Source organism: Rhodococcus sp. NPDC057297 (assembly GCF_042667435.1).
Taxonomy (GTDB): Bacteria; Actinomycetota; Actinomycetes; order Mycobacteriales; family Mycobacteriaceae; genus Rhodococcoides.
This window is the reverse complement of sequence record NZ_JBHUZE010000001.1, coordinates 613606-638492: the sequence shown is the minus strand read 5'-3', so window position 1 is coordinate 638492 and position 24887 is coordinate 613606. Positions and strand designations below refer to the sequence as shown.

The 24887-nt window shown below is 64.5% G+C and carries 24 protein-coding genes; 7 read left to right on the top strand and 17 right to left on the bottom strand.

Going from position 1 to position 24887, the window contains the following annotated elements:
* Positions 1-80 precede the first annotated feature (80 nt).
* The 4 genes from ACFULT_RS02980 to ACFULT_RS02965 all read left to right on the top strand — a co-directional run bounded on the left by ACFULT_RS02980 (position 81) and on the right by ACFULT_RS02965 (position 3984).
* Complete coding sequence (locus tag ACFULT_RS02980; protein ID WP_378480559.1) at positions 81-773, top strand: TetR family transcriptional regulator; 693 nt, start codon at positions 81-83, stop codon at positions 771-773.
* A gap of 132 nt (positions 774-905) precedes the next feature.
* The gene (locus ACFULT_RS02975) at positions 906-2063 is read left to right on the top strand and encodes an acyl-CoA dehydrogenase (protein ID WP_019666868.1); all 1158 of its coding nucleotides are present in this window, start codon (positions 906-908) and stop codon (positions 2061-2063) included.
* Between the two features lie 5 nt (positions 2064-2068).
* Positions 2069-2914, top strand: a complete 846-nt coding sequence (locus tag ACFULT_RS02970; RefSeq protein ID WP_275041290.1) for a 3-hydroxybutyryl-CoA dehydrogenase — start codon at positions 2069-2071, stop codon at positions 2912-2914.
* Positions 2915-3072: 158 nt separating this feature from the next.
* Positions 3073-3984 (top strand): SDR family oxidoreductase, encoded by a 912-nt coding sequence (locus tag ACFULT_RS02965; protein ID WP_378480899.1) that lies wholly within the window; start codon positions 3073-3075, stop codon positions 3982-3984.
* 44 nt (positions 3985-4028) lie between these two features.
* Here the strand turns inward: ACFULT_RS02965 and fabG are convergent, their stop codons facing one another.
* From fabG to ACFULT_RS02940, 5 genes are all read right to left on the bottom strand, one after another.
* The gene (fabG, locus tag ACFULT_RS02960) at positions 4029-4787 is read right to left on the bottom strand and encodes a 3-oxoacyl-ACP reductase FabG (protein ID WP_037112123.1); all 759 of its coding nucleotides are present in this window, start codon (positions 4785-4787) and stop codon (positions 4029-4031) included.
* Between the two features lie 67 nt (positions 4788-4854).
* On the bottom strand, positions 4855-5589 hold the full coding sequence (locus ACFULT_RS02955; protein WP_378480558.1) for a 1-acyl-sn-glycerol-3-phosphate acyltransferase: 735 nt from the start codon (positions 5587-5589) through the stop codon (positions 4855-4857).
* Positions 5590-5603: 14 nt separating this feature from the next.
* Positions 5604-6539, bottom strand: coding sequence for a lysophospholipid acyltransferase family protein (locus ACFULT_RS02950; protein ID WP_170945189.1), 936 nt, complete (start codon positions 6537-6539; stop codon positions 5604-5606).
* Between the two features lie 63 nt (positions 6540-6602).
* Positions 6603-7349: an ABC transporter permease gene (locus tag ACFULT_RS02945; protein WP_378480557.1), complete on the bottom strand. Its 747-nt coding sequence runs from the start codon at positions 7347-7349 to the stop codon at positions 6603-6605.
* An 11-nt stretch (positions 7350-7360) separates the two neighbouring features.
* The gene (locus tag ACFULT_RS02940) at positions 7361-8359 is read right to left on the bottom strand and encodes an ATP-binding cassette domain-containing protein (RefSeq protein ID WP_378480556.1); all 999 of its coding nucleotides are present in this window, start codon (positions 8357-8359) and stop codon (positions 7361-7363) included.
* Between the two features lie 91 nt (positions 8360-8450).
* Here ACFULT_RS02940 and ACFULT_RS02935 point away from each other — a divergent pair, with 91 nt between their 5' ends.
* Together ACFULT_RS02935 and ACFULT_RS02930 are read left to right on the top strand one after the other, a co-directional pair.
* On the top strand, positions 8451-8819 hold the full coding sequence (locus ACFULT_RS02935; protein WP_037109354.1) for a hypothetical protein: 369 nt from the start codon (positions 8451-8453) through the stop codon (positions 8817-8819).
* Between the two features lie 168 nt (positions 8820-8987).
* Positions 8988-10439, top strand: coding sequence for an NAD(P)/FAD-dependent oxidoreductase (locus tag ACFULT_RS02930; RefSeq protein WP_378480555.1), 1452 nt, complete (start codon positions 8988-8990; stop codon positions 10437-10439).
* Here the strand turns inward: ACFULT_RS02930 and ACFULT_RS02925 are convergent.
* From ACFULT_RS02925 to ACFULT_RS02875, 11 genes are all read right to left on the bottom strand, one after another.
* On the bottom strand, positions 10384-11088 hold the full coding sequence (locus ACFULT_RS02925; RefSeq protein WP_094719958.1) for a M50 family metallopeptidase: 705 nt from the start codon (positions 11086-11088) through the stop codon (positions 10384-10386). The genes ACFULT_RS02930 and ACFULT_RS02925 overlap by 56 nt on opposite strands.
* 113 nt (positions 11089-11201) lie before the next feature.
* On the bottom strand, positions 11202-12752 hold the full coding sequence (locus ACFULT_RS02920) for an acyl-CoA carboxylase subunit beta (RefSeq protein WP_170945209.1): 1551 nt from the start codon (positions 12750-12752) through the stop codon (positions 11202-11204).
* Between the two features lie 48 nt (positions 12753-12800).
* Positions 12801-13763, bottom strand: coding sequence for an acyl-ACP desaturase (locus ACFULT_RS02915; protein ID WP_037109363.1), 963 nt, complete (start codon positions 13761-13763; stop codon positions 12801-12803).
* Between the two features lie 146 nt (positions 13764-13909).
* Positions 13910-14719, bottom strand: a complete 810-nt coding sequence (locus tag ACFULT_RS02910) for a family 1 encapsulin nanocompartment shell protein (protein WP_037109366.1) — start codon at positions 14717-14719, stop codon at positions 13910-13912.
* Positions 14716-15774: a Dyp-type peroxidase gene (locus tag ACFULT_RS02905; RefSeq protein WP_378480554.1), complete on the bottom strand. Its 1059-nt coding sequence runs from the start codon at positions 15772-15774 to the stop codon at positions 14716-14718. Before ACFULT_RS02905 ends, ACFULT_RS02910 begins: the two co-directional genes overlap by 4 nt.
* Before the next feature lie 188 nt (positions 15775-15962).
* The gene (locus ACFULT_RS02900; RefSeq protein WP_378480553.1) at positions 15963-18179 is read right to left on the bottom strand and encodes a DUF2254 domain-containing protein; all 2217 of its coding nucleotides are present in this window, start codon (positions 18177-18179) and stop codon (positions 15963-15965) included.
* 44 nt (positions 18180-18223) lie between these two features.
* The gene (locus ACFULT_RS02895; RefSeq protein ID WP_378480552.1) at positions 18224-18676 is read right to left on the bottom strand and encodes a GtrA family protein; all 453 of its coding nucleotides are present in this window, start codon (positions 18674-18676) and stop codon (positions 18224-18226) included.
* Positions 18677-18749: 73 nt separating this feature from the next.
* Positions 18750-18920 carry a hypothetical protein gene (locus ACFULT_RS02890; RefSeq protein ID WP_170945190.1) on the bottom strand — a complete coding sequence of 57 codons (171 nt, stop codon included), beginning with the start codon at positions 18918-18920 and terminating at the stop codon, positions 18750-18752.
* Between the two features lie 102 nt (positions 18921-19022).
* On the bottom strand, positions 19023-19481 hold the full coding sequence (locus tag ACFULT_RS02885) for a (2Fe-2S)-binding protein (RefSeq protein WP_378480551.1): 459 nt from the start codon (positions 19479-19481) through the stop codon (positions 19023-19025).
* Between the two features lie 62 nt (positions 19482-19543).
* On the bottom strand, positions 19544-21688 hold the full coding sequence (locus ACFULT_RS02880; protein ID WP_378480550.1) for a molybdopterin cofactor-binding domain-containing protein: 2145 nt from the start codon (positions 21686-21688) through the stop codon (positions 19544-19546).
* Positions 21689-21698: 10 nt separating this feature from the next.
* Positions 21699-22295 carry an MSMEG_1061 family FMN-dependent PPOX-type flavoprotein gene (locus tag ACFULT_RS02875; RefSeq protein WP_094719962.1) on the bottom strand — a complete coding sequence of 199 codons (597 nt, stop codon included), beginning with the start codon at positions 22293-22295 and terminating at the stop codon, positions 21699-21701.
* Positions 22296-22418: 123 nt separating this feature from the next.
* Here ACFULT_RS02875 and ACFULT_RS02870 point away from each other — a divergent pair, with 123 nt between their 5' ends.
* Entirely contained in the window at positions 22419-23393 is a 975-nt protein-coding gene (locus ACFULT_RS02870) for a pirin family protein (protein WP_037109378.1), read from the top strand.
* A gap of 6 nt (positions 23394-23399) precedes the next feature.
* Here the strand turns inward: ACFULT_RS02870 and ACFULT_RS02865 are convergent, their stop codons facing one another.
* The gene (locus ACFULT_RS02865; RefSeq protein WP_378480549.1) at positions 23400-24779 is read right to left on the bottom strand and encodes a hypothetical protein; all 1380 of its coding nucleotides are present in this window, start codon (positions 24777-24779) and stop codon (positions 23400-23402) included.
* Positions 24780-24887 lie beyond the last annotated feature (108 nt).

The window sequence follows — 24887 nt, the reverse complement described above, 5'->3', positions numbered from 1 at the left end:
ACCGGCCCGGACGAACGACACAGCCGATTCCGTAAGTAGGAGTTCTCGACACTCGCGAAACTGGGATACCTTCGTCAGCTATGCGTGACACCGAGGACTCCGAGGCCTTCCGTCTGACCGTGGCGAAGGCCGCACTCGACCTGTTCTCCGTCCGCGGATACGACGCCACCTCGGTGGACGACATCGCCGAGGCGTCGGGCATCTCGCGTCGTACGTTCTTTCGCCAGTTCAAGGGCAAGGACGACGTCATCTTCGTCGACCACGAGATCCTCCTCGCTCAGGCCGCCGCGTTCCTCGAGGCCGAACACGACGATCCCTGGGTTGCCGTGTGCGACGCGGCCCAACTCGTGTTCGATCGTTTCACCGACTGGAAGGAGTACGCCCGACTCCGCTACCAGGTGGTTCACCAGAATCCTGCGCTGCGCGACCGAGAAATCGTGACCGTGTTCAAGTACGAGCGACTGTTCGTCGAGTACCTGCGCAGCGCCGCCCCCGACCACTCGCACCTCGAAACGATCCAGTTCTGCGCGACGATCACAGCCACCCACAACTACGTGCTGCGACGAATGATTCGCGACGGCATCGACATCGCGCCCGCTGATCTGCAGACTGCTCTGAGCAGGGTGCGTGCGGGCTACGGCGCAACAGGAGGAGGGGCGGGCTCCGATTCCGCGTCCGCCGGCAAGTCGGACGACGTCGTGGTGGCCGTGTTCCGGCGGGGAACATCGGCCGAGGCCGTCGTCGACGCACTCGGCGAGCATCTGGACGGGTGAGATTTCGGCTCATCCAGCGAGCAAACTTGGCACCCAGTGCCACGAATCCTTGCTCGAATGTCCAACTCTGCCGTAGTCTCGACGCATACGTGGCACTGAGTGCCTGTCGATCTATGCCGTAGGAGTTGCACCATGGCCGGTAATCCGGACTTCGACCTCTTCCGTCTTCCGGAGGAGCACGACGAGCTGCGCGCAGCCATCCGCGCGCTGTCCGAGAAGGAAATCGCCCCGCACGCCAAGGCTGTGGACGAGGATTCACGCTTCCCCGAGGAGGCGTTGACTGCGCTCAACAACTCCGGATTCAACGCCATCCACGTCCCCGAGGAGTACGAGGGCCAGGGAGCGGACTCGGTTGCCACCTGCATCGTCATCGAGGAAGTGGCCCGTGTCTGCGGATCGTCCTCGCTGATCCCCGCCGTGAACAAGCTCGGCACCATGGGCCTGATTCTCAACGGCTCCGACGAGCTGAAGAAGCAGGTCCTCCCATCGCTCGCCGGCGGCGCGATGGCGTCGTACGCCCTGTCCGAGCGTGAGGCGGGTTCCGACGCCGCCAGCATGCGAACCCGCGCCGCAGCCGACGGTGACGACTGGATCCTCAACGGCTCCAAGTGCTGGATCACCAACGGCGGAAAGTCGGACTGGTACACGGTCATGGCCGTCACCGACCCCGACAAGGGTGCCAACGGCATCAGCTCCTTCATCGTGCACAAGGACGACGAGGGCTTCGTCGTCGGCCCGAAGGAGAAGAAGCTCGGCATCAAGGGTTCGCCGACGGCCGAGCTGTACTTCGAGAACTGCAAGATCCCCGGCGACCGCATCATCGGCGAGCCCGGCACCGGCTTCAAGACTGCACTGCAGACCCTCGATCACACGCGTCCCACGATCGGCGCTCAGGCCGTGGGCCTGGCACAGGGCGCACTCGACGCCGCGATCGAATACACCAAGGACCGCAAGCAGTTCGGCCAGTCCATCTCGAGCTTCCAGGCCGTGCAGTTCATGCTGGCCGACATGGCGATGAAGGTCGAAGCAGCGCGCCTCATGGTCTACACCTCGGCTGCCCGCGCCGAGCGTGGCGAGAAGAACCTCGGATTCATCTCCGCCGCATCGAAGTGCTTCGCGTCCGACGTCGCAATGGAGGTCACCACCGACGCCGTTCAGCTGTTCGGCGGCGCCGGATACACCACCGACTTCCCGGTCGAGCGGATGATGCGCGACGCCAAGATCACCCAGATCTACGAGGGCACCAACCAGATCCAGCGTGTCGTCATGTCCCGGGCGCTGCTGAAATGAGCAACATCGAACTGGTAGGAGTCATCGGCGGCGGCACCATGGGCGCCGGTATCGCCGAGGTCGCTGCGCGCGCGGGCTCGTCGGTCATCGTTCTCGAGACCAGCCAGGCAGCCGCCGACGCCGCCGAGGCACGCCTGGACAAGTCCTTCGCTCGCGCAGTCAAGTCCGGACGCATCGAGGCCGACGCAGCCGAGAAAGCCCGCGCAGCAATCTCGTTGACGCTGGACATCGAGGACTTCGCGGACCGTGACCTGGTCGTCGAAGCTGCACCCGAGATCGAGTCGCTCAAACTCGAGCTGTTCGGCAAGCTCGATTCCATCGTCAAGCCCGAGGGCATCCTCGCGACCAACACGTCGTCGATTCCCGTCATCAAGATGGCGAACGCCACGAAGCGGCCGGGCCAGGTCGTCGGCGTCCACTTCTTCAATCCGGTACCGGTGCTCCCTCTCGTGGAGATCGTCGTGAGCCTGGTGACCAGCGAAGAGACCGTCGCCGCCGTCACCGAGTACGCGGGGAACACCCTCGGCAAGAAGACGATTCGCTCCGGAGACCGGGCCGGGTTCATTGTCAACGCTCTGCTGATCCCGTACCTGGTGTCCGCGATCAGGATGTTCGAATCCGGCTTCGCCAGCGCCGAGGACATCGACGAGGGCATGGTCAACGGCTGCGCCCATCCGATGGGACCGTTGCGCTTGACCGATACCGTCGGCCTCGACGTCACCCTGGCCGTCGCGGAATCGCTGTACGCAGAGTTCGGCGAGACCCACTACGCACCGCCTCCGCTGCTTCGACGCAAGGTCGAAGCCGGGCAGCTCGGCCGCAAGACCGGTCAAGGCTTCTACACCTACTGATCCACCGCTCCACCGCTCCACCAATCCACCGCGGCATGACTGCGCCATGGCAACGCTCGGACGGTTGCTGTGGCGCAGTCATGCGTTTGCGACGCATGACTGCAGGGAAAGCAGCGTGGGTACTGAATCGAGACAACGGTTCGCATTCACACTCCATGTTGGGAGACGCATTCACCGTGACGGACCAATACACATTCACCGATCCTGTGACGCAGTACCGTCAGGATGGGTACCCCGAGCAGCATCAGGATCCGCCGGGTCTCGCCTCGGATCTGGAACCGAAGGCCGATCACGGCGAGGACACCTACCGTGGCACGAACAGGCTGGAGGGACGTAAAGCCCTTGTCACCGGTGCTGATTCGGGCATCGGACGCGCAGCCGCCATTGCCATCGCTCGTGAAGGCGCGGATGTCGTGCTCAATTATCTGCCGTCGGAGGAGAAAGACGCACAGGAAGTCGCGCAGCTGATTCGCGACGCCGGACGCACGGCTGTACTTGCGCCCGCCGATCTGACCGACGAGCAGGGTGCCCGCGGGATCGTCCGGACAACCGTCGAGGAGCTCGGTGGACTGGACCTGCTCGTCACGGTGGCCGGCAAGCAGCAGTTCGTCGAGGACTTGGCCGATCTGACCTCCGAGCAGTTCGATGCGACGTTCAAAACGAACGTCTACGCGCTGTTCTGGACCATTCAGGAAGCCGTTCCGCATATGCCGCCGGGGTCGACGATCGTCAACACCAGTTCCATTCAGGCATACACGCCGTCGCCTGGACTCGTGGATTACGCCACCACCAAGATGGCCATCAACACGATGAGCAAGGCACTTGCACAACAGCTGGCGCCCAAGGGAATTCGGGTGAACGTCGTGGCGCCTGGCCCATTCTGGACGCCGTTGCAGGCGTCGGGCGGGCAGCCGACGTCGGCGCTGCCGGAGTTCGGCAAGGAGACCCCGCTCGGCCGCGCAGGCCAGCCCGCCGAACTCGCCGGGGCATACGTCTACCTGTCGTCCGCGGAATCGGGCTACGTGACGGGTGAGACTCTCAACGTCAACGGCGGAATGCCGACGCCGTAGAGCGGATGGGAGGCCTGCCGGGTGGGCGGACCTCCCACGACCCGCTAGTCCTTCGGGCCGCCGGCGGCGTAGACGACCTGCCCGGAGATGAAGCCTGCACCCTCGCTGACGAAGAACGACGCGAGGTGTGCGATGTCGTCGGGGTTGCCGACTCGGTTGACTGGAATCTGCGACGCCGCAGCGGCTTTGAAGTCCTCGAACGGCATGCCGACGCGTTCGGCCGTCGCTGCCGTCATCTCGGTCTCGATGAAACCGGGAGCGATGGCGTTGGCGGTGACGCCGAACTTGCCGAGTTCGATGGCCAGCGTCTTGGTGAATCCCTGCATGCCTGCCTTGGCGGCCGAGTAGTTGGCCTGCCCACGGTTGCCGAGCGCCGAGGTGCTCGAGAGGTTCACGATGCGACCCCACTTGGCGTCGATCATGTGCTTCTGGATCGCGCGGGTCATCAGGAACGAGCCGCGCAGGTGCACACCGAGCACCGAGTCCCAGTCTTCGACGGTCATCTTGAACAGCAGGTTGTCCCGCGTGATTCCTGCGTTGTTGATCAACACGGTCGGCGCACCGAACTCGGTTGCGATACGGTCCACCGCGGTCTTCACCGACTCCTCGTCGGCGACGTTCGCGCCGATGGCCACCGCCTGTCCGCCTGCGGACTGGATCGCTCCGACGGTGTCGGAACATGCGGCTTCGTCGAGGTCCACGACTGCGACACCGAATCCGTCCTTGGCCAGGCGTTTCGCTACCGCAGCGCCGATTCCCCGTGCTGCTCCGGTCACCACTGCGGTCTTGACTGCATCACTCACGTGCGTCTCCTGAAGTTGCGATGGATGAAACCTCTGCCACCTGTTCTACCAATAACCGAGTGACTGCTCAGTAGGCGGCTACCGCGCCGTCGAGGGCCTTCTGCATACCGTCGGACACGGTGCGCGTGATGTGCAACGGTTTGTCCGGCAGACCGGTGATCGGAGTGTCGATGTACACGCTCGCCGATTTGAGCTTCTGCGGGTCGCCGTAGCTCAGCCCGATGCAGATCAGGACCGGCTCGACGCCGAGTGCACGAACGCGCGAGACGATGTGGCCGATGCCGCTGCCCACCTTCTGCACCTTCGTGGGATCCTCGAGGTTGCAGGTTCCTTCGGGGAAGATCGCCAAGTCGTCACCGCGTCTCACCCGCTCGGCACTGACGTCCATCATGCGGTTGCCTGCCGCACTGACGGCCCGCATTCCGTGATTCTTGCCGCGGAACACAGGTATTCCGCCCATCATGTCGATCCGTCTGCGCTGCTTGGGTTCCTGGAACAGCTCGTCCTTGGCCAGAACACGGGTGCGTCCGATCACCGGTCGCAGCGGCGACGCCCATGCCGTCGCGGCGACGGTGTACGGGTCTGTCTCCGACAGATGGTTGACGGCAATGATCAGGCGCGTGTCGTCGTAGACGAGGCGGCGGAGTTCCTCCCGCGCACCCTCGGGGTAGCTCACGCGCGGCTTGAAGCGCCTGGCAAGCGTTGCGTAGGCCAATCTCGCGACCTGACGGTTCTGCTGGTGGCGCAGATAGAAGTCGTAAACAGTGGTGTCGTTGTCCAGAATTACCGCGGGTCGATCCATGGAGGGAAGCTTAGCTACCCGAAGATCGGAAACCGACGCTTCGTCGCGAGGTCGTCCATTCCGCTCTGGATGAGCGCGCGCACTTCCTCGTATTTCGCGTCGACGTAGTCCTCGTCCTCGCAGCGCGTCGGGTCGTGGTCGACGGTGATCGCCGGCATGAACCTGGTGCGAATCTTCGCCGGAAGCGGAATCTGAGGAAGCGCCGCGGGAGCAATGATCCACGGCAGAGACAGTGCTATCGGGAACACCTTCAGCCGCGCGACCTTGTCGAGACCGAGCACCCGTGCGAGCCTGTCGCCTCGAACGAGGACTGGCATGGCGTCGGCCCCACCGACCGTCGCGACCGGGACGATCGGCACGCCCATGCGAATCGCCATCTTGACGAAACCCGTTCGCCCGCCGAGGGTTGCGACATCCCGTTCACTCCACGGCCGCAGCGAGTCCACTTCCCCGCCCGGCCAGACGATGACGTCGCGGCCCTCGGCCAGTGCGGTCGCCATGGAATCTGGGGCGGCCGGGAGCACGCCCATCGCCCGGAACACCGTTCCGATGACGGGAAACGCCATCAACGCGTCGTGGGCTGTGCCGTGCAGAGTTCGCTTCTCGCCGAAACGACGCCACCACTGGGCGCCGACTGTCCATGCGTCCCACACGAACGGCGCACCGGTATGAACTCCGACGACGAGCACCGGCGGGTCCGGGATGTTGTCCCACCCGTCGATCTCCATGCGGAACCACTTGTCCGTGACGAAGCGCCAGAACCGTACCTGCCGATCCATCGCGGCCGTGTCCTGGTCGTCGAGGTCCCAGTCCCCCGCCCGTTCGGCGACGTATCCCCCCAAGCCCCCTTCTTGCCGATCGCGGCGGCGCTTCATCTTCACCCGTGCCGCCGCGGCCTGCCGCTGAGCTTGCTCCTGCAGTTCCTCACTTCGGTGATCTGCATCACTCATACCCGAACCGTACTCCACCTCGTCAAGAACTGATGTCCGGACAAAACATCGAACCGACGATCGTCAACGCCGCATCGCTCTGATTCCGACCCCGAGTCCGACGACGGCGACACTCACGGCCGCCACCGCACCGTGCAGCACCTCAACGGACGCGAAATCTCCCGCGAACAAAGCCCGTTCGGCGCTGACGACGTAACCGAGAGGGTTGACGTCGACGAGAACCTGCATCCATCCCGGAGCATCGTCCAACGGCAGCATCGTGCCGGACAAGATCAGCAGCGGGAACATGAGCGTCTGCTGCACTGCCCAGAAAACCCAGTCCTGCGCCTGAACCGTGAGCGCCAACGAGTACGACAGCGCGCCCAGACCGATGCCGAACACTCCGAGAAGGAGAATTCCGACGACTGCGCCGAACGGATCGACCGACAGTCCGAGGGGCAACGCCACGAGCACGATCAACACCGACTGGGCTGCGAGCGGCACCATCTCCTTCACCGCCCGCCCGATGAGCAGAGCGGATCTGGGCAACGGAGTGACGAGCATGCGCTCGTGCGATCCCTCGCGGAGCTCCATGAGCAGATTGGACCCGGTCATCGATGTACCGAAGATCGCGATCATCGCGAGCACCCCTGGCACGAACCAGTCCCACACGTTGCCGTCGCCGAGGCCGGGAATGCCACCCAGAAGCGGACCGAACAAGGCGAGCAGGATCAAGGGTTGAGTGAGACTGAAAACTACCGTGAACGGGTCCCGAACCATCGGGCGCAGTTCACGGTTCATGACCAACACACTGCCTGTGACTACGTTCATGCCGATCTCCTTCACACCGTTGCGTTTTCACGAAGACTGCGGCCGGTCAGGCCGAGGAACACGTCGTCGAGAGTCGGACGAGACAGGTCTGCGGCCTCGATGGAGAAGCCGCGTGACTCACTGCGACGCAACAGCTCCGGCAGAGCACGATCCCCGCGTGCGACCCGTATGTTCAGCCGATGCCCCGACGTCGTGATGTCGCGAACCCCGTCGACGCCCTGCACCACCGCCGCCAACGCCTCCGCCGTCAATGTCTCCGCCGTCAACGCCTCCGCCGCACCGGACGAGGTAGACGCCGACAGACTGAGCGTCACCAGGTCACCTGCCAACTCGGCTTTCAGCGCGTCGGCAGTGTCATCGGCGATGATCGTGCCCTTGTCGATGACGACGACCCGTTCCGCCATGGAATCCGCCTCGTCGAGATAGTGCGTCGTCAACACGATGGTGGTCCCCATCTCCTTCCTCAGCCGAAGGATGTGGTCCCACAAGTTGGCCCGGCTCTGCGGGTCCATTCCAGTCGACGGCTCGTCCAGGAACAGCAGCGGTGGCCGGTGCACCAGCCCGATCGCGATGTCGAGGCGACGACGCTGGCCTCCCGAGAGCGTGCCGACGGTCCTCTTCTCGAGATCCGTCAGGTCCAGTGCGGACAACAGTTCATCCGCACGAGAAGCAGCCTGCTGCTTGGGCATTCCGTAGCAGAGTCCCTGGGTGATCAGCTCGTCGCGCACGCGCTGGTTGTGGCCACCCCCGTTGCCCTGTCCGACGTACCCGAGACTGCGCCTCACCGCATCACGGTCGGTCTCGATACTGTGGCCCGCGATTCGAGCCGAGCCCGAGGTAGGCGGCAACAGTGTGGTGAGCATCCGGAGTGTGGTCGATTTGCCCGCGCCGTTCGGGCCGAGCAACGCAACCAGCTCGCCTTCGGCCACGGACAGGTCGATGCCCCGAACAGCCTCGACTGTCGATTTCCCCCTGTTGAAACTCTTCGTCAATCCTGTCGTTTCGATCATGTGAGCCCCTCTTCTGCCCGTGCGGATCCTGACGGAGGAGACGCTAGGACCCCTTGCGGACGGTTACGGTCCGCAGTCGAGGAGCATTTGTGTGAATGCTCTCCCAGCGGGTATCTCGGGCTCAGGCAACCTGAAGGGACTACTTGTCATGGCCAAGAACAAGACCGCGCCCGGTCCGCGTTGGATCAAGACCGCAGAGAACCGCACCGGAATCATCCTCGTGATGTCAGGAATAGTTGCGGCAGCACTGTTCATCACCGCCCTCGCAGGCGGGTTCGAAGGGTGGGTATGGATCGCCGGCATCGCGACGATCGTTCTGGTGGCCTCCGGAGTTCTGCTGCTACGCGCCGGGGCGAAGCGTGCCACGGCAGCTCGGCCCGTCCTCTACCATCCCGATTCTCCGGATGTGGTGCTCGACATCGATCCCGACACCGGGGAACGAACGCCGCACAAGGACTGAGCAACCCCGCCGCACCCTCGTCGAGTGGAGTCGATCCACTCGACGAACTGCTGCAAATTTTGTCTTAACATTCGTACATGGTTTGGTGTACTGTTCAATCACCATAGTGACACAGCACACATGACGGCCTCGCACCCGACCGTCCCGAACCGAAGAAGGACACAACCAATGTCCGCATCCACCACGCCTGACCTGACTCCTGCACTCGCCCAGCGGGTGCACCGGCATCACGTCGTCATCATCGGCTCCGGGTTCGGGGGTCTCTTCGCAGCGAAACAACTGCGCAAGGCCAACGTCGACGTCACCTTGATCGCCAAGACCACACACCACCTCTTCCAGCCGCTGCTGTACCAGGTGGCCACCGGCATCCTCTCCGAAGGAGAGATCGCGCCCTCCACCCGAATGATCCTCAAGGACCAGCACAACGCCTCGGTGATCCTCGGCGAGGTCAATGCCATCGACCTCGAGAACCGAGTCGTCACCTCCCAGTTCCTCGAGCGCATCACCGAAACCAGCTACGACAGCATCATCGTCGCCGCAGGCGCAGGCCAGTCCTACTTCGGCAACGACCACTTCGCCGAATACGCACCGGGCATGAAAACCATCGACGACGCCCTCGAACTCCGCGGCCGCATCCTCGGAGCCTTCGACCAGGCCGAACTCGCCACTGACCCGGCCGAGATCGAGAAGCTGCTGACCTTCGTCGTCGTCGGTGCCGGACCTACCGGCGTCGAAATGGCAGGCCAGATCGCCGAACTCGCGAACAAGACCCTCGACGGCACCTTCCGGCACATCGACTCCCGATCAGCGAAGGTCATCCTGCTCGACGCCGCACCCAAGGTCCTGCCCCCGTTCGCCGACTCCCTCGGCCAGGCGGCCGCGAAACGACTCACGAAAATGGGCGTCGACATCCAACTCGGCGCGATGGTCACCGACCTCGACGCCAACGGCTTGACCGTCAAGGACAGTGACGGAAGCGTCCGACGCATCGCCTCGCGAACCAAGGTCTGGTCTGCAGGTGTCGCCGCGAGCCCCCTCGGCAAGACCCTCGCCGAGCAGTCCGGAGCCGAGATCGACCGCGCAGGCCGCGTCATCGTGAACAAGGACCTCACCCTCCCCGGCCACCCCGAAGTGTTCGTCGTCGGCGACATGATGGCACTGGACAAGCTCCCCGGTGTCGCGCAGGTCGCGATCCAGGGTGGCCGATACGCAGCACGTGTCATCGAAGACGGCGTCGAAGCAGTGCGCGCGGGCAAGCAGGTACCCGAGCGCAAGGACTTCAAGTATTTCGACAAGGGCTCGATGGCGACGGTGTCCCGCTTCTCCGCCGTCGCGCAGGTCGGCCCCATCAAGATCACCGGCTTCGTCGCCTGGGTCATGTGGCTGCTGGTGCACCTGCTCTACATCGTCGGCTTCCGCAGCCGCCTGACCACAGTCATCTCCTGGCTGACCGCGTTCTTCTCCCGCGGACGAGGTCAGCTGGCGATGACCGAACAGCAGGTCGACGCCAGACGTGCCATGTTCTACTTCACCGCACCGGAAACTCCAGGAGGCGACGCCCCCGTCACTGCACCGGAGCCAGTATCCTCCACGCGCCCACTACAAGACAGCCGGACGTGACCAGCAGGAACAGGCCCACCCAGACGATTCCCGGTAGGAACGTCAGACGAGCCAACTGATCGGCGTCGGAATCGCGTGCCCGTCCTCGACTGCGTGAACGTTGCAGTTCGAGGACGGGCCGTGGTCCGGCGATCAGCAAGAAGAACGTGATGAAGTACGCGGCGGCCACCTGCTGCTCACCGGTTCCCCACCAGGACACCGCGAACAGCGCCGCACCGACCACGACCAACGACACCAATCCGTAGACGTTGCGGATCATCAGCAGCATCAGTGCGATCGAGACGATCCCGATCCACAGCACCGCCGACGCGTGCTGCGTCCCCAGTACGAACGCAGCCCCGAGGCCGAGCAGCGACGGTCCGACATAGCCGGCGAACGTCATCGCTATGACCCCGAGGCCCGTCGGCTTGCCCTTCGAAATAGCGACCCCCGACGTATCGGAGTGCAGTCGCAGTCCCACCAGTTGCCTGCCGGTGATCAGCGCCACGAACAGGTGAGCGCCCTCGTGGGCGATGGTCACAACATTGCGGGCAACCCTCCACGTCTGCGGAATCGACACGATCGCCAGAGCCACCAGAGCTGCCACTTGGACGATCCAGACAGGCGGATCAGGACTCACCGCGGAAACGCGGTCCCAGAATTGCTGCACACCACACCCTATGCGAGTGCACTCGTGCGCTTGCAGTGCTGCAGCCGGCGCCGGTCCGCTTCAGGACGCCGTCGACCGAGTCTCGCTTCGGACCACGACCTTCAGAACCGTGCTCACACAGGGCGCAGCAACGATCGACGCCGCGGAGGGAGAGGCTCGGGTGTCTTGTCGGCCAACAAGGTCAATGCTCGACGGATTTCCAGCCGAGTCTGCGACGGTTCGATGACGGCATCGATGTACCCACGTTCGGCTGCCGTGTACGGCGTCGCGACGTATTCGTTGTAGAAGTCGATGAAGTCCTGACGCACCTGCGGACCGTTCTCGCCCGCTGCCTCGATTTCCCGACGCTTCAGCAGCCCGACAGCACCCTCGGCGCCCATCACGGCGATGCGGGCCGTCGGCCACGCGAAATTGAGATCCGCGCCGAGGTTCTTGGAACCCATTACTGCATAACCACCCCCGTACGCCTTGCGGATGACGACGGTTACTTTCGGGACGGTCGATTCGATCACCGCCGCGAGCAGTTTCGCGCCACGGTAGATCACACCGGCGCGTTCCTGCTCCAACCCCGGCAGATAGCCGGGAATGTCGACGAGGAACACGATGGGGATGGCGAAGGCGTCGCAGATGTAGATGAAGCGTGCAGCCTTCTCCGAACTGGCGATGTCCAGAGCACCACTGAGATAGGTCGGCTGGTTCGCGACGACGCCGACGGTTCTGCCGTCGACGCGGGTGAAGGCAGTGATGACGTTCGGTGCGTACAGCGCGCCGACCTCGAGGAACTCCCCGTCGTCGAAGACCTTCGTCATGACGTCGTGCATGTCGTACGCGGTGTTGTCCGAGTCGGGAAGGAAGGAATCGAGGCTCAGATCCGATTCCGTCACAGTCGGTTCCAGACCTGGGTTCACGACGGGTGCGATCTCGTGGCAGTTGCTCGGCAGGTAACCGAGGAGCGTCTTCACCCACGCGAATGCATCGGGCTCGGAATCGGCGACGTGATGCACGGTGCCGTAGCTCGCCTGCTTCGTCGCGCCGCCGAGATCCTCGGCTGAAATATTCTCCCCGGTCACCGCTTTGAGCACGTCGGGTCCGGTGACGAACATGTACGCCTGATCCTGCACTGCGACGATGAAGTCGGTGCACGCAGGTGAATACGCCGCACCGCCTGCACACTTGCCGAGCATGATGGAGATCTGCGGCGCCAATCCGGACAGCAGCCGTTGGCGACGCCCGATCTCCGAATAGAAGGCCAGCGACGTCACGGCATCCTGCACCCGTGCACCGCCGGAATCGTTGATACCGATGATCGGACACGCCGTCTTGGCGGCCAGTTCCATCATCGCAACGACCTTGCGCCCGAACATCTCTCCGAGCGACCCACCGAACACCGTGTTGTCGTGCGAATACACGACGACAGGCCTGCCCCCGACGGTGCCGCGCCCGGTGACGACGCCGTCGCCGTACGGATTCTTCGGGCTACCGGGAGCCCGCATCAAGGCACCGTACTCGACGAAGCTACCGGGATCGAGCAACGCATCGATGCGGTCCCGCGGACCCGGCAGCCCCGCGGCACTTCTCTTGGCGATCGCCCGCTCACTACCAGGGTTACGCGCGTGTTCGAGTTTCTCGGCGAGAGTCGCCAGTTTTTCAGCTGTCGCGTTCAGAACGAACTCCGTTGTTCGATGCGGACCCCGGTGCGAGCATGTAGGAACTCAGGACGCCTTCTGTGCCTTCTCCGCCTTGGCCGCATCACGAGCCAGTGAACGGTCGCGCATCTCCTCGAACTTCGTTGCCTGCTTCTCCAGGTCCTCGAGAAAGGCTGCGAGCTCCTCGCGCTTGTTCTCGCCGGCGCCCGTGAAGTCCTCTCGCTCGAACACACGCCACTTACGTAGCACCGGCCACACGACCTCTTCGAGGTGCTGACGCAGGTCGTAGATACCGTGTTTGGCCATCAACACACCGTTACGCCGGAAGTTCGGCATACCTGCACCCGGCATCTGGAAGTTCGTCACGATGTCCGACACCGCGTTCAGAGTCTGGTCCGGTGCGATGTCCATCGCGGCACCACAGATGTTGCGGTAGAAGATCATGTGCAGGTTCTCGTCGGCCGCGATGCGCTGAAGCATGCGGTCGGCGATCGGGTCGTCGCACACCTTGCCGGTGTTGCGGTGCGACACACGCGTCGCGAGCTCCTGGAACGTCACGTAGGACACCGAATGCAGCAACCCCGTGTGCGAACCGGCGGGAGACGCGAACCCGTTGGTCATGTGAATCATGCGAGCCTCTTCGAGCGCCACAGGATCGACCCCGCGGCTGACCACCAGGTAATCGCGCATCACGATGCCGTGACGGTTTTCCTCGGCGGTCCACCGGCCCACCCAGGTACCCCAGGCGCCGTCCTGCGAGAAGTTCTCGGCGATCTCGCGGTGGTACGACGGCAGATTGTCCTCGGTGAGCAAGTTGGTGACCATCGCGGCCTGTGCCACGTCCGACAGCCTGCTCTGCTCCGGGTCGTAGTCGACGCCGCCCAACTCGGCGAAATTGCGGCCCTCGTCCCACGGCACGTAGTCGTGGGGATGCCACTCCTTCGCCATCGACAGATGCCGGTTCACGTTGTCTTCCGCAACCGGAACCAGCTCCTGCAGCAGCTCCAGCTGTGTCAGTTCCCTGACCATGGACATGCCTCCTCGAATCGAATACCTACGAGAGCGTAGGTGTGCTCGACCGGTCGAAATGCCAGGTGCCGGAAATTCTGTTAGATGTAGCAACCCTGCCCGCGAGGACTTTGGGCAGGCTCACACCGTTCGGTCAGACCATTCGGTCACACTGTGGGCGCGGCAACCAGAGGAACGACGGCTTCGCTCGTGTACGCCAGGAACGTCAGCGTCTCCTGGAAGTACAGTTCCACGCTCGACGCATCGTGCGACGAGTAGCCGATCGACAGGTCCTGCCCGATGTGCAACTCGTAGTCACCACCACGAGTGGTCAACAGGAACGCACCGTCGATCGCCGGTGCCCAGATGATTTCTCCGTCCAGCAACCGGCGCAGGTGCTCGCGGATCGGATAGCCGTGATCCGACGTCTCGTTGATGGCGGTGAACGCTTCGGCGCTCAGCAGCAACGAGTACGGCCCGTTGACGCCCGCCAAACGCAACGCCGTGATGGCCTGGCTGATGGTCTCCGGGTAGTCCCGCGGATCCGACGGAAGCTTCAACTCCGGATTGGACGCACTGTCTCGTAGACCCGTGATGCCCGCTGCCGCATAGCCTTCGAACACCGCACGGTCCTCGGCGAAAGCAATCTGGGTGGCCGCATCCTTCACCGGCTGCCAGTCGCTGTCGCTCGCTCCCCGTTCGACGTCGTCGATCGCCTGCCTGCTCACCGTGAACGGAACGCGCAGTTCCACCACCGGTTGCGCCACCCTCGCGTGTGCGACGACTCCGTCGGCGATCGGCTCGATAGGCCGCTGATGACCTGTGCCGACGGCCGCAAGTGTCAACCCGGCCGGACCTTTCACATCGACGACGCGACGGCCTGCGACGTTGCGCTTGAACGTCCGCGTCGCCTCTTCTTCGATCTCGGCCCACGCCGCCGACGAGATCGGAGCAAGTTCACGATGCAAATTACTCATTGGACCGACACTCCCTTGTTGGACAGATGTTTCAGACTTCCGATTCCCAGCGAACCGTCCGACACCCCAGGCGATGACTGCGCATCCTGCACGGTGGGTACTTCCGGTGGATCCTCCAGGAAATCCACAGTGGGAACGTAGAACGACGTGCCCGTGACAGCCGTCGAGAAGTCGAGGATCCGGTCGTGGTTGCCCTCCGGCTTACCGAGGAACATGTTGCGGAGCATTTCCTCGGTCACGGCAGGCGACGCCGAATACCCGATGAAATAGGTCCCGAATTCCTTCGCCCCCGGGCTACCGAACGGCATGTTGTTGCGCAGAATCTGGAGCTGCACACCGTTCTCGTCCTCGATGACATTGAGCGCCGTGTGCGAATTCGACGGCTTCACATCGTCGTCCATCTCGATGTCGGTCAACTTCGTTCGCCCGATGACCTTCTCCTGATCCTCGGTCGTCAACGAATTCCACGACGCCATGTCGTGCAGATACTTCTGCACGATCACGCAACTGCCACCGGCGAACCCCGGATCTTCCTCACCGACGGTGACCGCCACCGCCGCGTCGTCACCCGTCGGGTTCTCCGTGCCGTCGACGAAGCCCATCAGATCGCGCATCTCGAAGAACTTGAACCCCTGCACCTCGTCGACCACCGTCACCGACTCACCCAGCGCATCCATGATCTGCGTAGCCATCTCGAACACCAGATCCATCTGCTGAGCGCGCAAGTGGAACAACACATCTCCCGGCGTCGACGGTGCACTGTGCGTCGCACCGGCCAACGGCACGAACGGATGCAGTTCCGCAGGCCGCGGGCTGCCGTACAACCGATCCCATGCGTCGGAGCCGATCCCGACCACACACGTCAGCTTCCCCTCGGGAACCCGGAAGCCGACCGACCGCTGCAGACCCTGAATCCCGGACAGCACATCCCGAACCGCATCCTCGCCACCGTCGTCGATGGTGACCACAAGAAAAATCGCCGCCGAAGTCAGCGGAGAAAGCACCGGTTGCGAAGTCACGGGAGCAAGTTTTGCACAACCCTCACACCGCGTCATTGCCGATTCCCCGACCCCGATCTACCTGCTACCCCCACCGACTACTGCCATCCGTCATTCCGCAGGCTCCACTCCCAGCCCCCCCGGGTCATTCCGCAGGCTCCACTCCCAGCCCCCCGGGTCATTCCGCAGGCTCCACTCCCAGCCCCCCGGGTCATTCCGCAGGCTCCACTCCCAGCCCCCCCGGGTCATTCCGCAGGCTCCACTCCCAGCCTGAGTGGGAGGATTCGACCCATCGCCCCCATCTCCGAACCCAACCCCTGGGGATCGGCCACGCTGGCGAGGCCGACGTCGAGACTGCCCGACCACTCCCGCGCCACCTGAGCGTCGAGCGCACTCAGCCGCGCGAGCAGCGGCGGGTGTTGATCCGGCGGGCATGCGGCCCTGAGGGTTTCGAACAACGACCGGAGTCGACGCTGCACCTGGGTCGAGCCGCGGCTGAAGTGTCGGATCTCGTCGGTGGCGACCGCGACGTAATCACCCCATGTCCGACGCGTTCCTCGGACGCGGGTGAGCGCGGAATCCTCGGCTTCTGCATGCACTCGCGGCGCGAGTGTCATCAGCAGGTCCTCCAGGTGATCCATTGCCTGCACTGCACGTCCCGGGTCGTTGATGGCCGGGGACAGGGCTTTCAACGCGATGTCGACGATGGCCTGCAGGGCGGCAGCAGGGCTGACCGTCGGGCTGTGCGTGTCGCCGAAGACGAGGGCCGCCATCAGCTTGTGCGGCCGAACGCGTAGTTGCGGTCCCTCGACGCGGAACAGAACGGCATCCTGGGCCACGAATTCGCCGATGGTCGGCATCAGTTGCACGGTCACACCCCAGGACGATGCCATGCGTTGTATGCCTGCCAGATTCACCGCCAGCAGCACTCGTCCGTCCGGTGAGAGTTGCGTCAACCTCACCGTCGAGGTCGACTCGGGCAAGGACGTTCGGTCGTCCGGATCGGCCACCACTGCACTGTCCGCCATGGCCGTCGGGGCGGATTCCTTGACTGCCGGATACATTCGGACGATCGAGGTTCTGCCCTGCGCCGCGAGCCAGCGAAGCAACCGGGACGAGTTCAGGATCATCCCGACCCGGGACACGAGTCCGATGAACAGGAACGCGCTGACGAACGACAGCAGAATTGCGATCGACGTCGACAGTACCGGCGACGACGACTGACCGGACAGCGCGATGTCCGAGGCGATGACGATGGCGAAAACGAAGGTGGACAGGAACATTCCGATGGACCATCGCATGATGGCTTCCTGCGCAAGCATCGGAACCACGCGGACCGAGATCTGCGACGCGCCGAACTGCATCGCCAGGGTGATGGCCGTGAACACCAGACCGGTGAGGGTGATCATCCCGCCCGCGATCACTGCCAGCAGTGTTGCCGTGGCACCGATGTCGAGACTCGACTCGACCGTGACGGTCCCGTCGCTGCCTGCGAGCTCCGCGTCGACGACGACGAGAACGATGGCAAGAATCAAGAAGAACAGCACCAACAGCGTCGGAAGTCGCCACACCGGAGGGCGACGCAGGCGTCGGCGGGTACTGCCCCATCGGATCGTCGACAACACCCGGTTCGGCAGTGAGGGTTTGGACGCCTGCAGCGAGTCCGCGACAGGGAATTCCTGCACCGGGGCGATGTTCACCGGGACTCCGAAGCGACCGGACAGCGCCTCCTGCACAACGATCTTCGCGTGGATCATCGGCTCACGGAATCGCTTCTCACGCGACCACGCCTTGGCTTGTTTACTCGGCTTGTCGGCGTACCGCCACCTGGCCCAGGGAGAGCCCGGCCTCCCGAGCCTCGACGCACCGACGATCAACAACGGCACGAAGAACAAGCCGACGAGACCCGTCCACAGTTTGCCCTTGAGCAGCGTGACGGCGGCGAGCGCCAACTGGAACGCAAGTCCGCCGAGCACGAGAGCGAGCGTGACCAACGAACGATCCTGCTGGTAGGCGTCGAAGTCGCCGGCGAAACCGATCGGGTGCACCCCCAGCAAGTACAGGCCGGTGATGGCGATCGCAACGAAAACTGCGTCGATCGACGCTCGACCTTCCTCCGCCCAGTACACATCCCGCAGATGCAGGATCAGTGCGAACTCGTCGAGCATCAACGCGCTACCGACGCCGAAGACGCTCGCGAGGATGCAATTGGCGACCGGGGTGTGATAGTTCGCGATCGCGACCAGCGAGAACCCCGAGATCAGCACCATGATCAGTCCGAACATCACGTGGTGGATGTGCATCCCACCCGGGGTGACGTTGCCCGGCCACCAGGAGACCTCGGCACGGATCATGCGAACGCTGAATCGGATGAACAGAAAGGCGAGCAGAAACGACACGAGCAGGAAGAACAGCGGTAATCGTCCGTTGTCGACGATCGTTTCGGTGAACCACCCGCTCATGGCCAGCCAGCCTATAGCCGGGCAGGTGAACTACGTGGTGAGAGCTAGAAAACCCACCCGCGGAGGGCGAGAAAGCGGAGTGCGCCGGTGGCTGCGCTCACGGCGATGACCGCGATTATCTGAACCAGCGCGGACGAGCCGGGGAAGAGGACGTGGACCGCGGCGAGTGCGGCAGTACCGAGTGCCAGTCCGACGAGGGCGAGGCCGCCTGCTTCCCACTGAGTCTGGAACCAGCCGACACGTTCCGCGGCATGGAAGGTGTGGCGCCGATGCAGCTCGTTGGCCAAGACGGTGCTGGCTGCAATTCCGACGATGTTGGCGACGAACGATCCGAACGACGCGAGGCCGACGAACAGAGCGGCGTACAGAATATTGCTGGAGGCGCCGACGAAGACGAATCTGACGAACTGCGCGGTCGCCGACTCGCCCAGGAACCTGGCCTTGAGTCGCGGACCGCAGGTATCGACCCGGGTTCGCGCGTCGACCCTGCTACTCATGAATCCATACAACCGCAGACCTGTGACATTCGGTCCCCGACTATGGCCTGTGTCACTGAAAGACAGGGCCTGATTACTTGGATCGAGCGTTCTTCTCCGCCTTGGCGCGCTTGCCACGCGTGAGATCGAAGTTGAACAGATCAGGCTTCACGGACGCCAGGAACAGCATCGCGCACCCGAAAACAACCAAGACGATCGTCAGAACGACCACGACGATTCCGATGAACGCGCCGATACTTTCCATAACTGCCTACCTCCCGTGTCGCCCCTTACCGTACTGGGCAGCCGAAGTGCGGGTCGAATCCACCCCGAATCGGACATGTGCGGCCGACGCCCCGCGGCGCTCTCATGCTCCGCCACCCAGCTCGGCGGCCCGCGCGATGGCCCGTCGAATCCGGAAGTACGTGCCGCACCGGCACACGTTCTCGATGCGGTCGATGTCCTCGTCGGTCGGCTCGGGAGTACGACGGAGCAACGCGACAGCGGCCATGATCTGCCCCGGCTGGCAGTAGCCGCACTGGGCCACGTCCTCGTCCAGCCATGCCTGCTGAACCGGATGCAGGCGGTCGCCGTCGGCCAGACCCTCGATGGTCGTGACCTCGCGGCCCTCGGCCTCGGACAGCGGAGTGACACACGGCAGGATCTCTTCGCCGTCGAGGTGACTCGTGCAGGCGTGGCACACCCCGATGCCGCACCCGTACTTCGGCCCCCTGATGCCCAGCTTGTCCCGCAGCGCCCACAGCAACGCCAAGTCATCCGGGGCGACGACGGACACCGGTCGACCGTTCACCACGAAATCCGTCATGAGCGAGAGTCCGTCATGAGTGAAAGTCCTTCATGCGCGTGCACCTTCCGAGGCAGCGGTTGTCATCGGGGGAACGGTTCGAAGTCGACGGCGAAGCGTAGGGGAAACGACGTGATCTCCCTCCCCGTCGCCTTCTCGTAGGCATTCGCGACGGCCCCGACGGCGGGAGGCACGCCCAATTCGCCAGCTCCGCCCGGCCCGCCCCCACTGTCGACGACGACCACCTCGACGTCGAGTGGCGAGTCTCGCTGCCTGGCGTAATGGAACTGCGAGAAACTGCCCTCCACCGGAAGCCCGGCATCGATGTGCAGGCCCGCGGACAGTGTCGTCGAGATGGCGTCGGTGAGGCCACCCAGCATCTGAGCCTTCAGCCCGAGCGGGTTGATCACCGTACCCACGTCGACAGCGATCACCGCGCGACGGACACGTGGCCGCTCCGGATCCACGGCATCGATCTCGACCACGACCGCCGCGCACGACCGGTACTCGGCATGGAACCCGACTCCGCGGGCCACTCCTGCCGGTAGCGGGTTGCCCCACCCGCTCGAGGACGCGGCGGCGTCGAGCACCGCTCGGTGGCGTGGATCCTCGAGGTGTACGCGACGGAACTCGACCGGGTCGATACCGAGTCGCGCCGCGACACGGTCGACGACGATTTCCGCGGCGCCTCGACTGGTGGCGGAGAACACCGACCGCCAACTGCCGGTGTTCATCGGCAGGTCCACTTCACGCAGGGACTCCTGCACGCCGCCGAATCGGTAGGGGGTGACCACGGTCCGCGCGTACACCGACCGTCCCGATCCCCCGCTTCCGGCAGTCAACGCCTCACCGAACCCGTGCGAGAAGTCCGTTGCAACAGAAGCGATTCGATGATCGAACGACGACACCGTCCGGCCGTCGGTGCGGACGGCGAACCTGTGGTGGGACGCGGCACGGGCCCGGCCGTGACGCATGTCGTCGACCCTCGTCCACATCAACCGAACCGGTCTACCCATGGCCTTCGAGATTCGAGCGGCCTCCAACGGCGCGTCGAAGAACAGTCTGCGACCGAACGATCCACCCCCGGCAACCACGTGCACGGTCACACTCGGCACAGGCAGGCCGAGCGCGCGGGCGATGGTCTGCTTCGCGATGATCGGCGTCTGCATCGAGCCCCAGACCTCGGCGGAATCCGAACGTACATCGGCTACCGCAGAATTGGTTTCCATCGGCGCGTGCGACACGAACGCGAAATCGAAACGGGCTTCGAGATCACCTGCCGTGTCGAACGGTTCGACGGCCCCGTGCAGCCGAGCTCGGATGGACTCGTCGTTCTCGTCGTCGACGGTGCCTGCCGTCCACGTGACCTGCGCCGCCGCAGCGGCGTCGATTGCCTGACCGAAGGTCTCGGCCATGATCGCAACACCCGTCGGGATCACGGCGACGTCGACCACACCGGGAAGGCCTCGCAGGCCGGCTTCGTCGACGCCGTCCACGCGGGCACCGATCGTCGGGGGACGCTTGACGACCACCGGGAGTGCGCCCGGCACCTCGAGGTCGAGAGCGTACTCGTGTGTACCCGTCACCATGGCGCGTGCGTCGAGCCTGCCGGTCCCGGCGAGACTCTTCTGCTGCTTGGGCGGACCGGAGACGACACGCAGCAACGGGTCGGCGGCGGCCACGGCAACGGACCCGATCCCCATCGACCTACCGTCCCGAGCGGTGAGAACACCCTCGCGTAGCGAGATCGCGTCGGGAAGCACCGTCCACGTCACCGCGGCCGCCGCGATCAGACGTGCCCGCACACCTGCTGCCGCGTGACGCACCGGCCAGTACATCGAGCGGATCGAGTTGGAACTGCCGGTCATCTGGCCGAACAGCAGTTCGGGCCGGGCATCGGCAAGGGACGCGCGCACCGCCGAAACGGGTACGTCGAGCTCGTCGGCGACGAGCATCGCCAGCGACGTCGTCAGACCCTGCCCCACCTCGGCGCGAGGAATGACGAGACCGACGGTGCCATCTGCGCGTACATCCAGAACGACCAGCAGATGCTCCGTCGGCTTGCCCGCCGCGATGAAGACGTCACCCAGATCCATGCTGTCACCGAGACCCGACGCATCCTGGGCCGAGGCGGACGGTGACACCGCAACGGTGAGCGTCGGAGCGATGAGCAGAGTCGTCAGAAACGCTCGCCTACTCCACACCGACTCCCCCTTCTCGTCACGCATGCCTGAACCGTCACGCCGAAACGCGTGTCGCCGCTTTGAGTTCCGCAGTCATGTCGCGGGAGCTGGGAAGCGAGGCCGGGTCGACCCACTGCGCGCTGTCCCACAGCCCTGAACGTTGGAAGGCCTTGGGGCAGTGCGCGAATATCTCGTCGACCTCGACGACCACACCGAGCTTGGGCCGCGCCTCCTCACCCTCGAGCAAGTCGAGGATCTCGGGAGCAACCGTCAGCGTCGCGCGGCCGTTGACCCGGAGTGTGTGCGATGCGCCCGGCACCACGAACAACATTCCGACGTGCGGATTGGCGAGGACGTTGCGGAAGTTGTCGACTCGGCGGTTGCCCGGCCGGTCCCCGATCACGAACGTCCGGTCGTCGAGATGCAGCAGAGCGCCGCGCGCATCTCCTCGCGGACTGACGTCGCAGTTGCCGTCGGCATCCGACGTCGCGAACAGAAGGAAGCGGGCATCGTCGAGGAACGCTCGGACACCGGGGGTGACCACGTGGCCCACCTTCGTTCGCACGAGTTCCGAGGGCTCGCCGACAAGGGCCTCGAGATCCGGAACCGACGCGATGGTGGCTGCGAACGCAGCGTCTCGAAGTGCCGACATGCAGTACAGGGTAGCGGGGGAATAGTTCGGCGCCATGGCCGTTACACTCGGCAGCAGTAGTTGACTAAGCAACTAAATCCAGCCGGCGGGAATCCAGCCGACTGCATCGTCGAGGAGCCCACCATGCCCGCTGTCACGGTCGACAACATCCTTGCTCTCCCCCGCATCCCACTCCCCGACGCCACGGCGGTGGCCCGGCCGGTCAAGACCGTCACCACAGCCCCCACAGGGTTCGAGGGCGAAGGGTTCCCGGTTCGTCGGGCGTTCGCGGGTATCGACCTTTCTTCGCTCGATCCGTTCATTCACATGGACCAGATGGGCGAGGTGAATTACGCGCCCGGTGAGCCGAAGGGAACTCCGTGGCACCCGCACCGCGGTTTCGAGACGGTGACGTACATGATCGACGGGATCATGGAACACAAGGATTCCCACGGCGGCGGTGGAACCATCGGCGGCGGCGACACGCAGTGGATGACGGCCGGTGCGGGCATACTGCACATCGAAGCTCCGCCGGAGCACCTGGTGATGTCCGGTGGACTGTTCCACGGCGTGCAGTTGTGGGTGAACCTTCCGCGGGCGAACAAACTGGCGACGCCGCGGTACCAGGACATCACGGGCAACAAAGTCGCACTGCTGTCCAGCAGTGACGGCGGTGCGCTGGTCCGCGTGATCGCCGGCGAAGTGGCCGGGCATCAGGGACCGGGATCGACGTACACCCCGATCGCACTGACGCACATCACGGTGGCACCGGGGGCAGCACTGTCCCTGCCGTGGAACCCGGAGTTCAACGCGCTGGCCTACGTGTTGGCCGGTTCGGGCACCGTCGGCGGGGGCGGATCCGTCGGGAGTGCATCCGTCGGGAGTGCATCGGCAGGCAGGCCGATCCGCATGGGGCAAACCGCGCTGTTCGGTAGGGGCGACGTCATCGATCTTGCCGCCGATTCGCGTGGAGAGTCGATGGAGATCTTCGTGCTCGGCGGCAAGCCGATCCGGGAGCCCGTCGCAATGGCAGGCCCGTTCGTCATGAACACCAAGTCCGAGGTCGTGCAAGCCTTCGAGGACTACCAGGCCGGGCGACTGGGCGCACCGACCGAGTAACGATCGTCAGGTGCGTGCGGGCGGCGCCAGTCGCCGTACCGCGCGCATCGGGATGTCCAGCCACGTGGGCCGGTTGCGCGCTTCGTACACCGCTTCGTAGGCGGCTTTGTCCAACTCGTACGCGCCCAGCAGAGCCTCTGTGGCGCGCGGATCCTCCCCGGTCACCGAGGCATACCCCTCGCAGAACGCAGCGGAGTTCTGCTCCACCCACCTCGACGCAACTGCCTCGTCCAGCCCGGCTCCGTCCGGTCCAGCACCGTCCACGAGCAGATGGTGTGCCGCGTAGTCGAAGGACCGCAGCATCCCCGCGACGTCCCGTAGCGGACTGTCCGGCCGGCGCCGCTCCTCCAGTGACTTGGACGGTTCCCCCTCGAAGTCGATCAGCAGCCATGTCAGCGGTGTCCGCAGTACCTGACCGAGATGAAGGTCGCCGTGGATGCGGTGCACCGTCGTCTCGCCCGAGCGAGCGCGAGCGATCAGTTCACGGGCCGCGGGCAGGCACTCGGCCAACTCCGGCACCACCAGCGCCGCCGCCTCGACCCGCTCGGTGATCTCCTGCACCAGCTCGGACGCCGGACGCCTCGACGTTCCCAGCTCCGTCGCCAGATCCGCGTGCACGCGCGCGACGGCCTTCCCCAGTTCGAACGACTCGACCGCGAACGCGTCGGTTGCACCCCCGGCGATCAGATCCGTGACGGACGCGAGGGCCGCCGTCCACCCCTCGGCCGAGTCGACGACGAAATCCTGCGCCATCCCCAGCATCGAGAGATCGCCGACCTCCTCCGTCTGAATCCACCCACGCAGCGGCGCGACGTTGTCGCAGCCGGCTTCCGCCAGCGCTCGATGCAGCTCGATATCGGGGTTCACGCCCGGTGAAATGCGACGAAAAAGCTTGAGCAGCAGCACTTCGCCGAGCACAACCGACGTATTGGACTGTTCTGCACCCAGTACTCGACCGACCAGCCCGGAATCCACCGAATCCTCGGCAAGCGTCTCGAAATCGATGCGCCCGAACGACGCCGACTCCGCGAGTGCGTCACCGTACAACGAGATGATCGCCGGATCCCTCATGCCGTCGTACACGACGACGTCGTAACCGGGAAGCGGAAGTTGCCATGCAGCCACCTCGTCGGGGGCGCTGCTGCGAAACCCCAACGGAACCTGATACCGCTGCACCTGTGGATTCTGCGCGAGTGGTGCGTCGAGTCCGATGTCCACCAGCAGATGCTCGGCCGTGACGTCGGGACGGGCGCCGATGCGTACGCGTTCGACGATGTCGAGGGAAACCACCGGTGTGCCCTTCGCGGCGAACCAACGCTGCTGCGGAATCCAGGTGAGCAGTGCCGCCTCGAGGTCCACCGTGGTCACGCCCGTCGACTCGATCATGGAAAGTGTGCCGCCTTCGCTCGGTATGCCCGAAGTTCGATGTGTCCCGAACCCTATCGGCCCTTACCCGGCGTCGCATTCGCTCACACATCAGCGCCTTTCGTCGCG

Bases quoted from the DNA above. Each gene is read 5' to 3' on its own strand.
- ACFULT_RS02980 (WP_378480559.1), top strand. From the start codon at position 81: ATGCGTGACACCGAGGACTCCGAGGCCTTCCGTCTGACCGTGGCGAAG.
- ACFULT_RS02975 (WP_019666868.1), top strand. From the start codon at position 906: ATGGCCGGTAATCCGGACTTCGACCTCTTCCGTCTTCCGGAGGAGCAC.
- ACFULT_RS02955 (WP_378480558.1), bottom strand. From the start codon at position 5,589: ATGGATCGACCCGCGGTAATTCTGGACAACGACACCACTGTTTACGAC.
- ACFULT_RS02950 (WP_170945189.1), bottom strand. From the start codon at position 6,539: ATGAGTGATGCAGATCACCGAAGTGAGGAACTGCAGGAGCAAGCTCAG.
- ACFULT_RS02945 (WP_378480557.1), bottom strand. From the start codon at position 7,349: ATGAACGTAGTCACAGGCAGTGTGTTGGTCATGAACCGTGAACTGCGC.
- ACFULT_RS02940 (WP_378480556.1), bottom strand. From the start codon at position 8,359: ATGATCGAAACGACAGGATTGACGAAGAGTTTCAACAGGGGGAAATCG.
- ACFULT_RS02930 (WP_378480555.1), top strand. From the start codon at position 8,988: ATGTCCGCATCCACCACGCCTGACCTGACTCCTGCACTCGCCCAGCGG.
- ACFULT_RS02915 (WP_037109363.1), bottom strand. From the start codon at position 13,763: ATGGTCAGGGAACTGACACAGCTGGAGCTGCTGCAGGAGCTGGTTCCG.
- ACFULT_RS02910 (WP_037109366.1), bottom strand. From the start codon at position 14,719: ATGAGTAATTTGCATCGTGAACTTGCTCCGATCTCGTCGGCGGCGTGG.
- ACFULT_RS02905 (WP_378480554.1), bottom strand. From the start codon at position 15,774: ATGACGCGGTGTGAGGGTTGTGCAAAACTTGCTCCCGTGACTTCGCAA.
- ACFULT_RS02900 (WP_378480553.1), bottom strand. From the start codon at position 18,179: ATGAGCGGGTGGTTCACCGAAACGATCGTCGACAACGGACGATTACCG.
- ACFULT_RS02895 (WP_378480552.1), bottom strand. From the start codon at position 18,676: ATGAGTAGCAGGGTCGACGCGCGAACCCGGGTCGATACCTGCGGTCCG.
- ACFULT_RS02890 (WP_170945190.1), bottom strand. From the start codon at position 18,920: ATGGAAAGTATCGGCGCGTTCATCGGAATCGTCGTGGTCGTTCTGACG.
- ACFULT_RS02885 (WP_378480551.1), bottom strand. From the start codon at position 19,481: ATGACGGATTTCGTGGTGAACGGTCGACCGGTGTCCGTCGTCGCCCCG.
- ACFULT_RS02880 (WP_378480550.1), bottom strand. From the start codon at position 21,688: ATGCGTGACGAGAAGGGGGAGTCGGTGTGGAGTAGGCGAGCGTTTCTG.
- ACFULT_RS02875 (WP_094719962.1), bottom strand. From the start codon at position 22,295: ATGTCGGCACTTCGAGACGCTGCGTTCGCAGCCACCATCGCGTCGGTT.
- ACFULT_RS02870 (WP_037109378.1), top strand. From the start codon at position 22,419: ATGCCCGCTGTCACGGTCGACAACATCCTTGCTCTCCCCCGCATCCCA.
- ACFULT_RS02865 (WP_378480549.1), bottom strand. From the start codon at position 24,779: ATGATCGAGTCGACGGGCGTGACCACGGTGGACCTCGAGGCGGCACTG.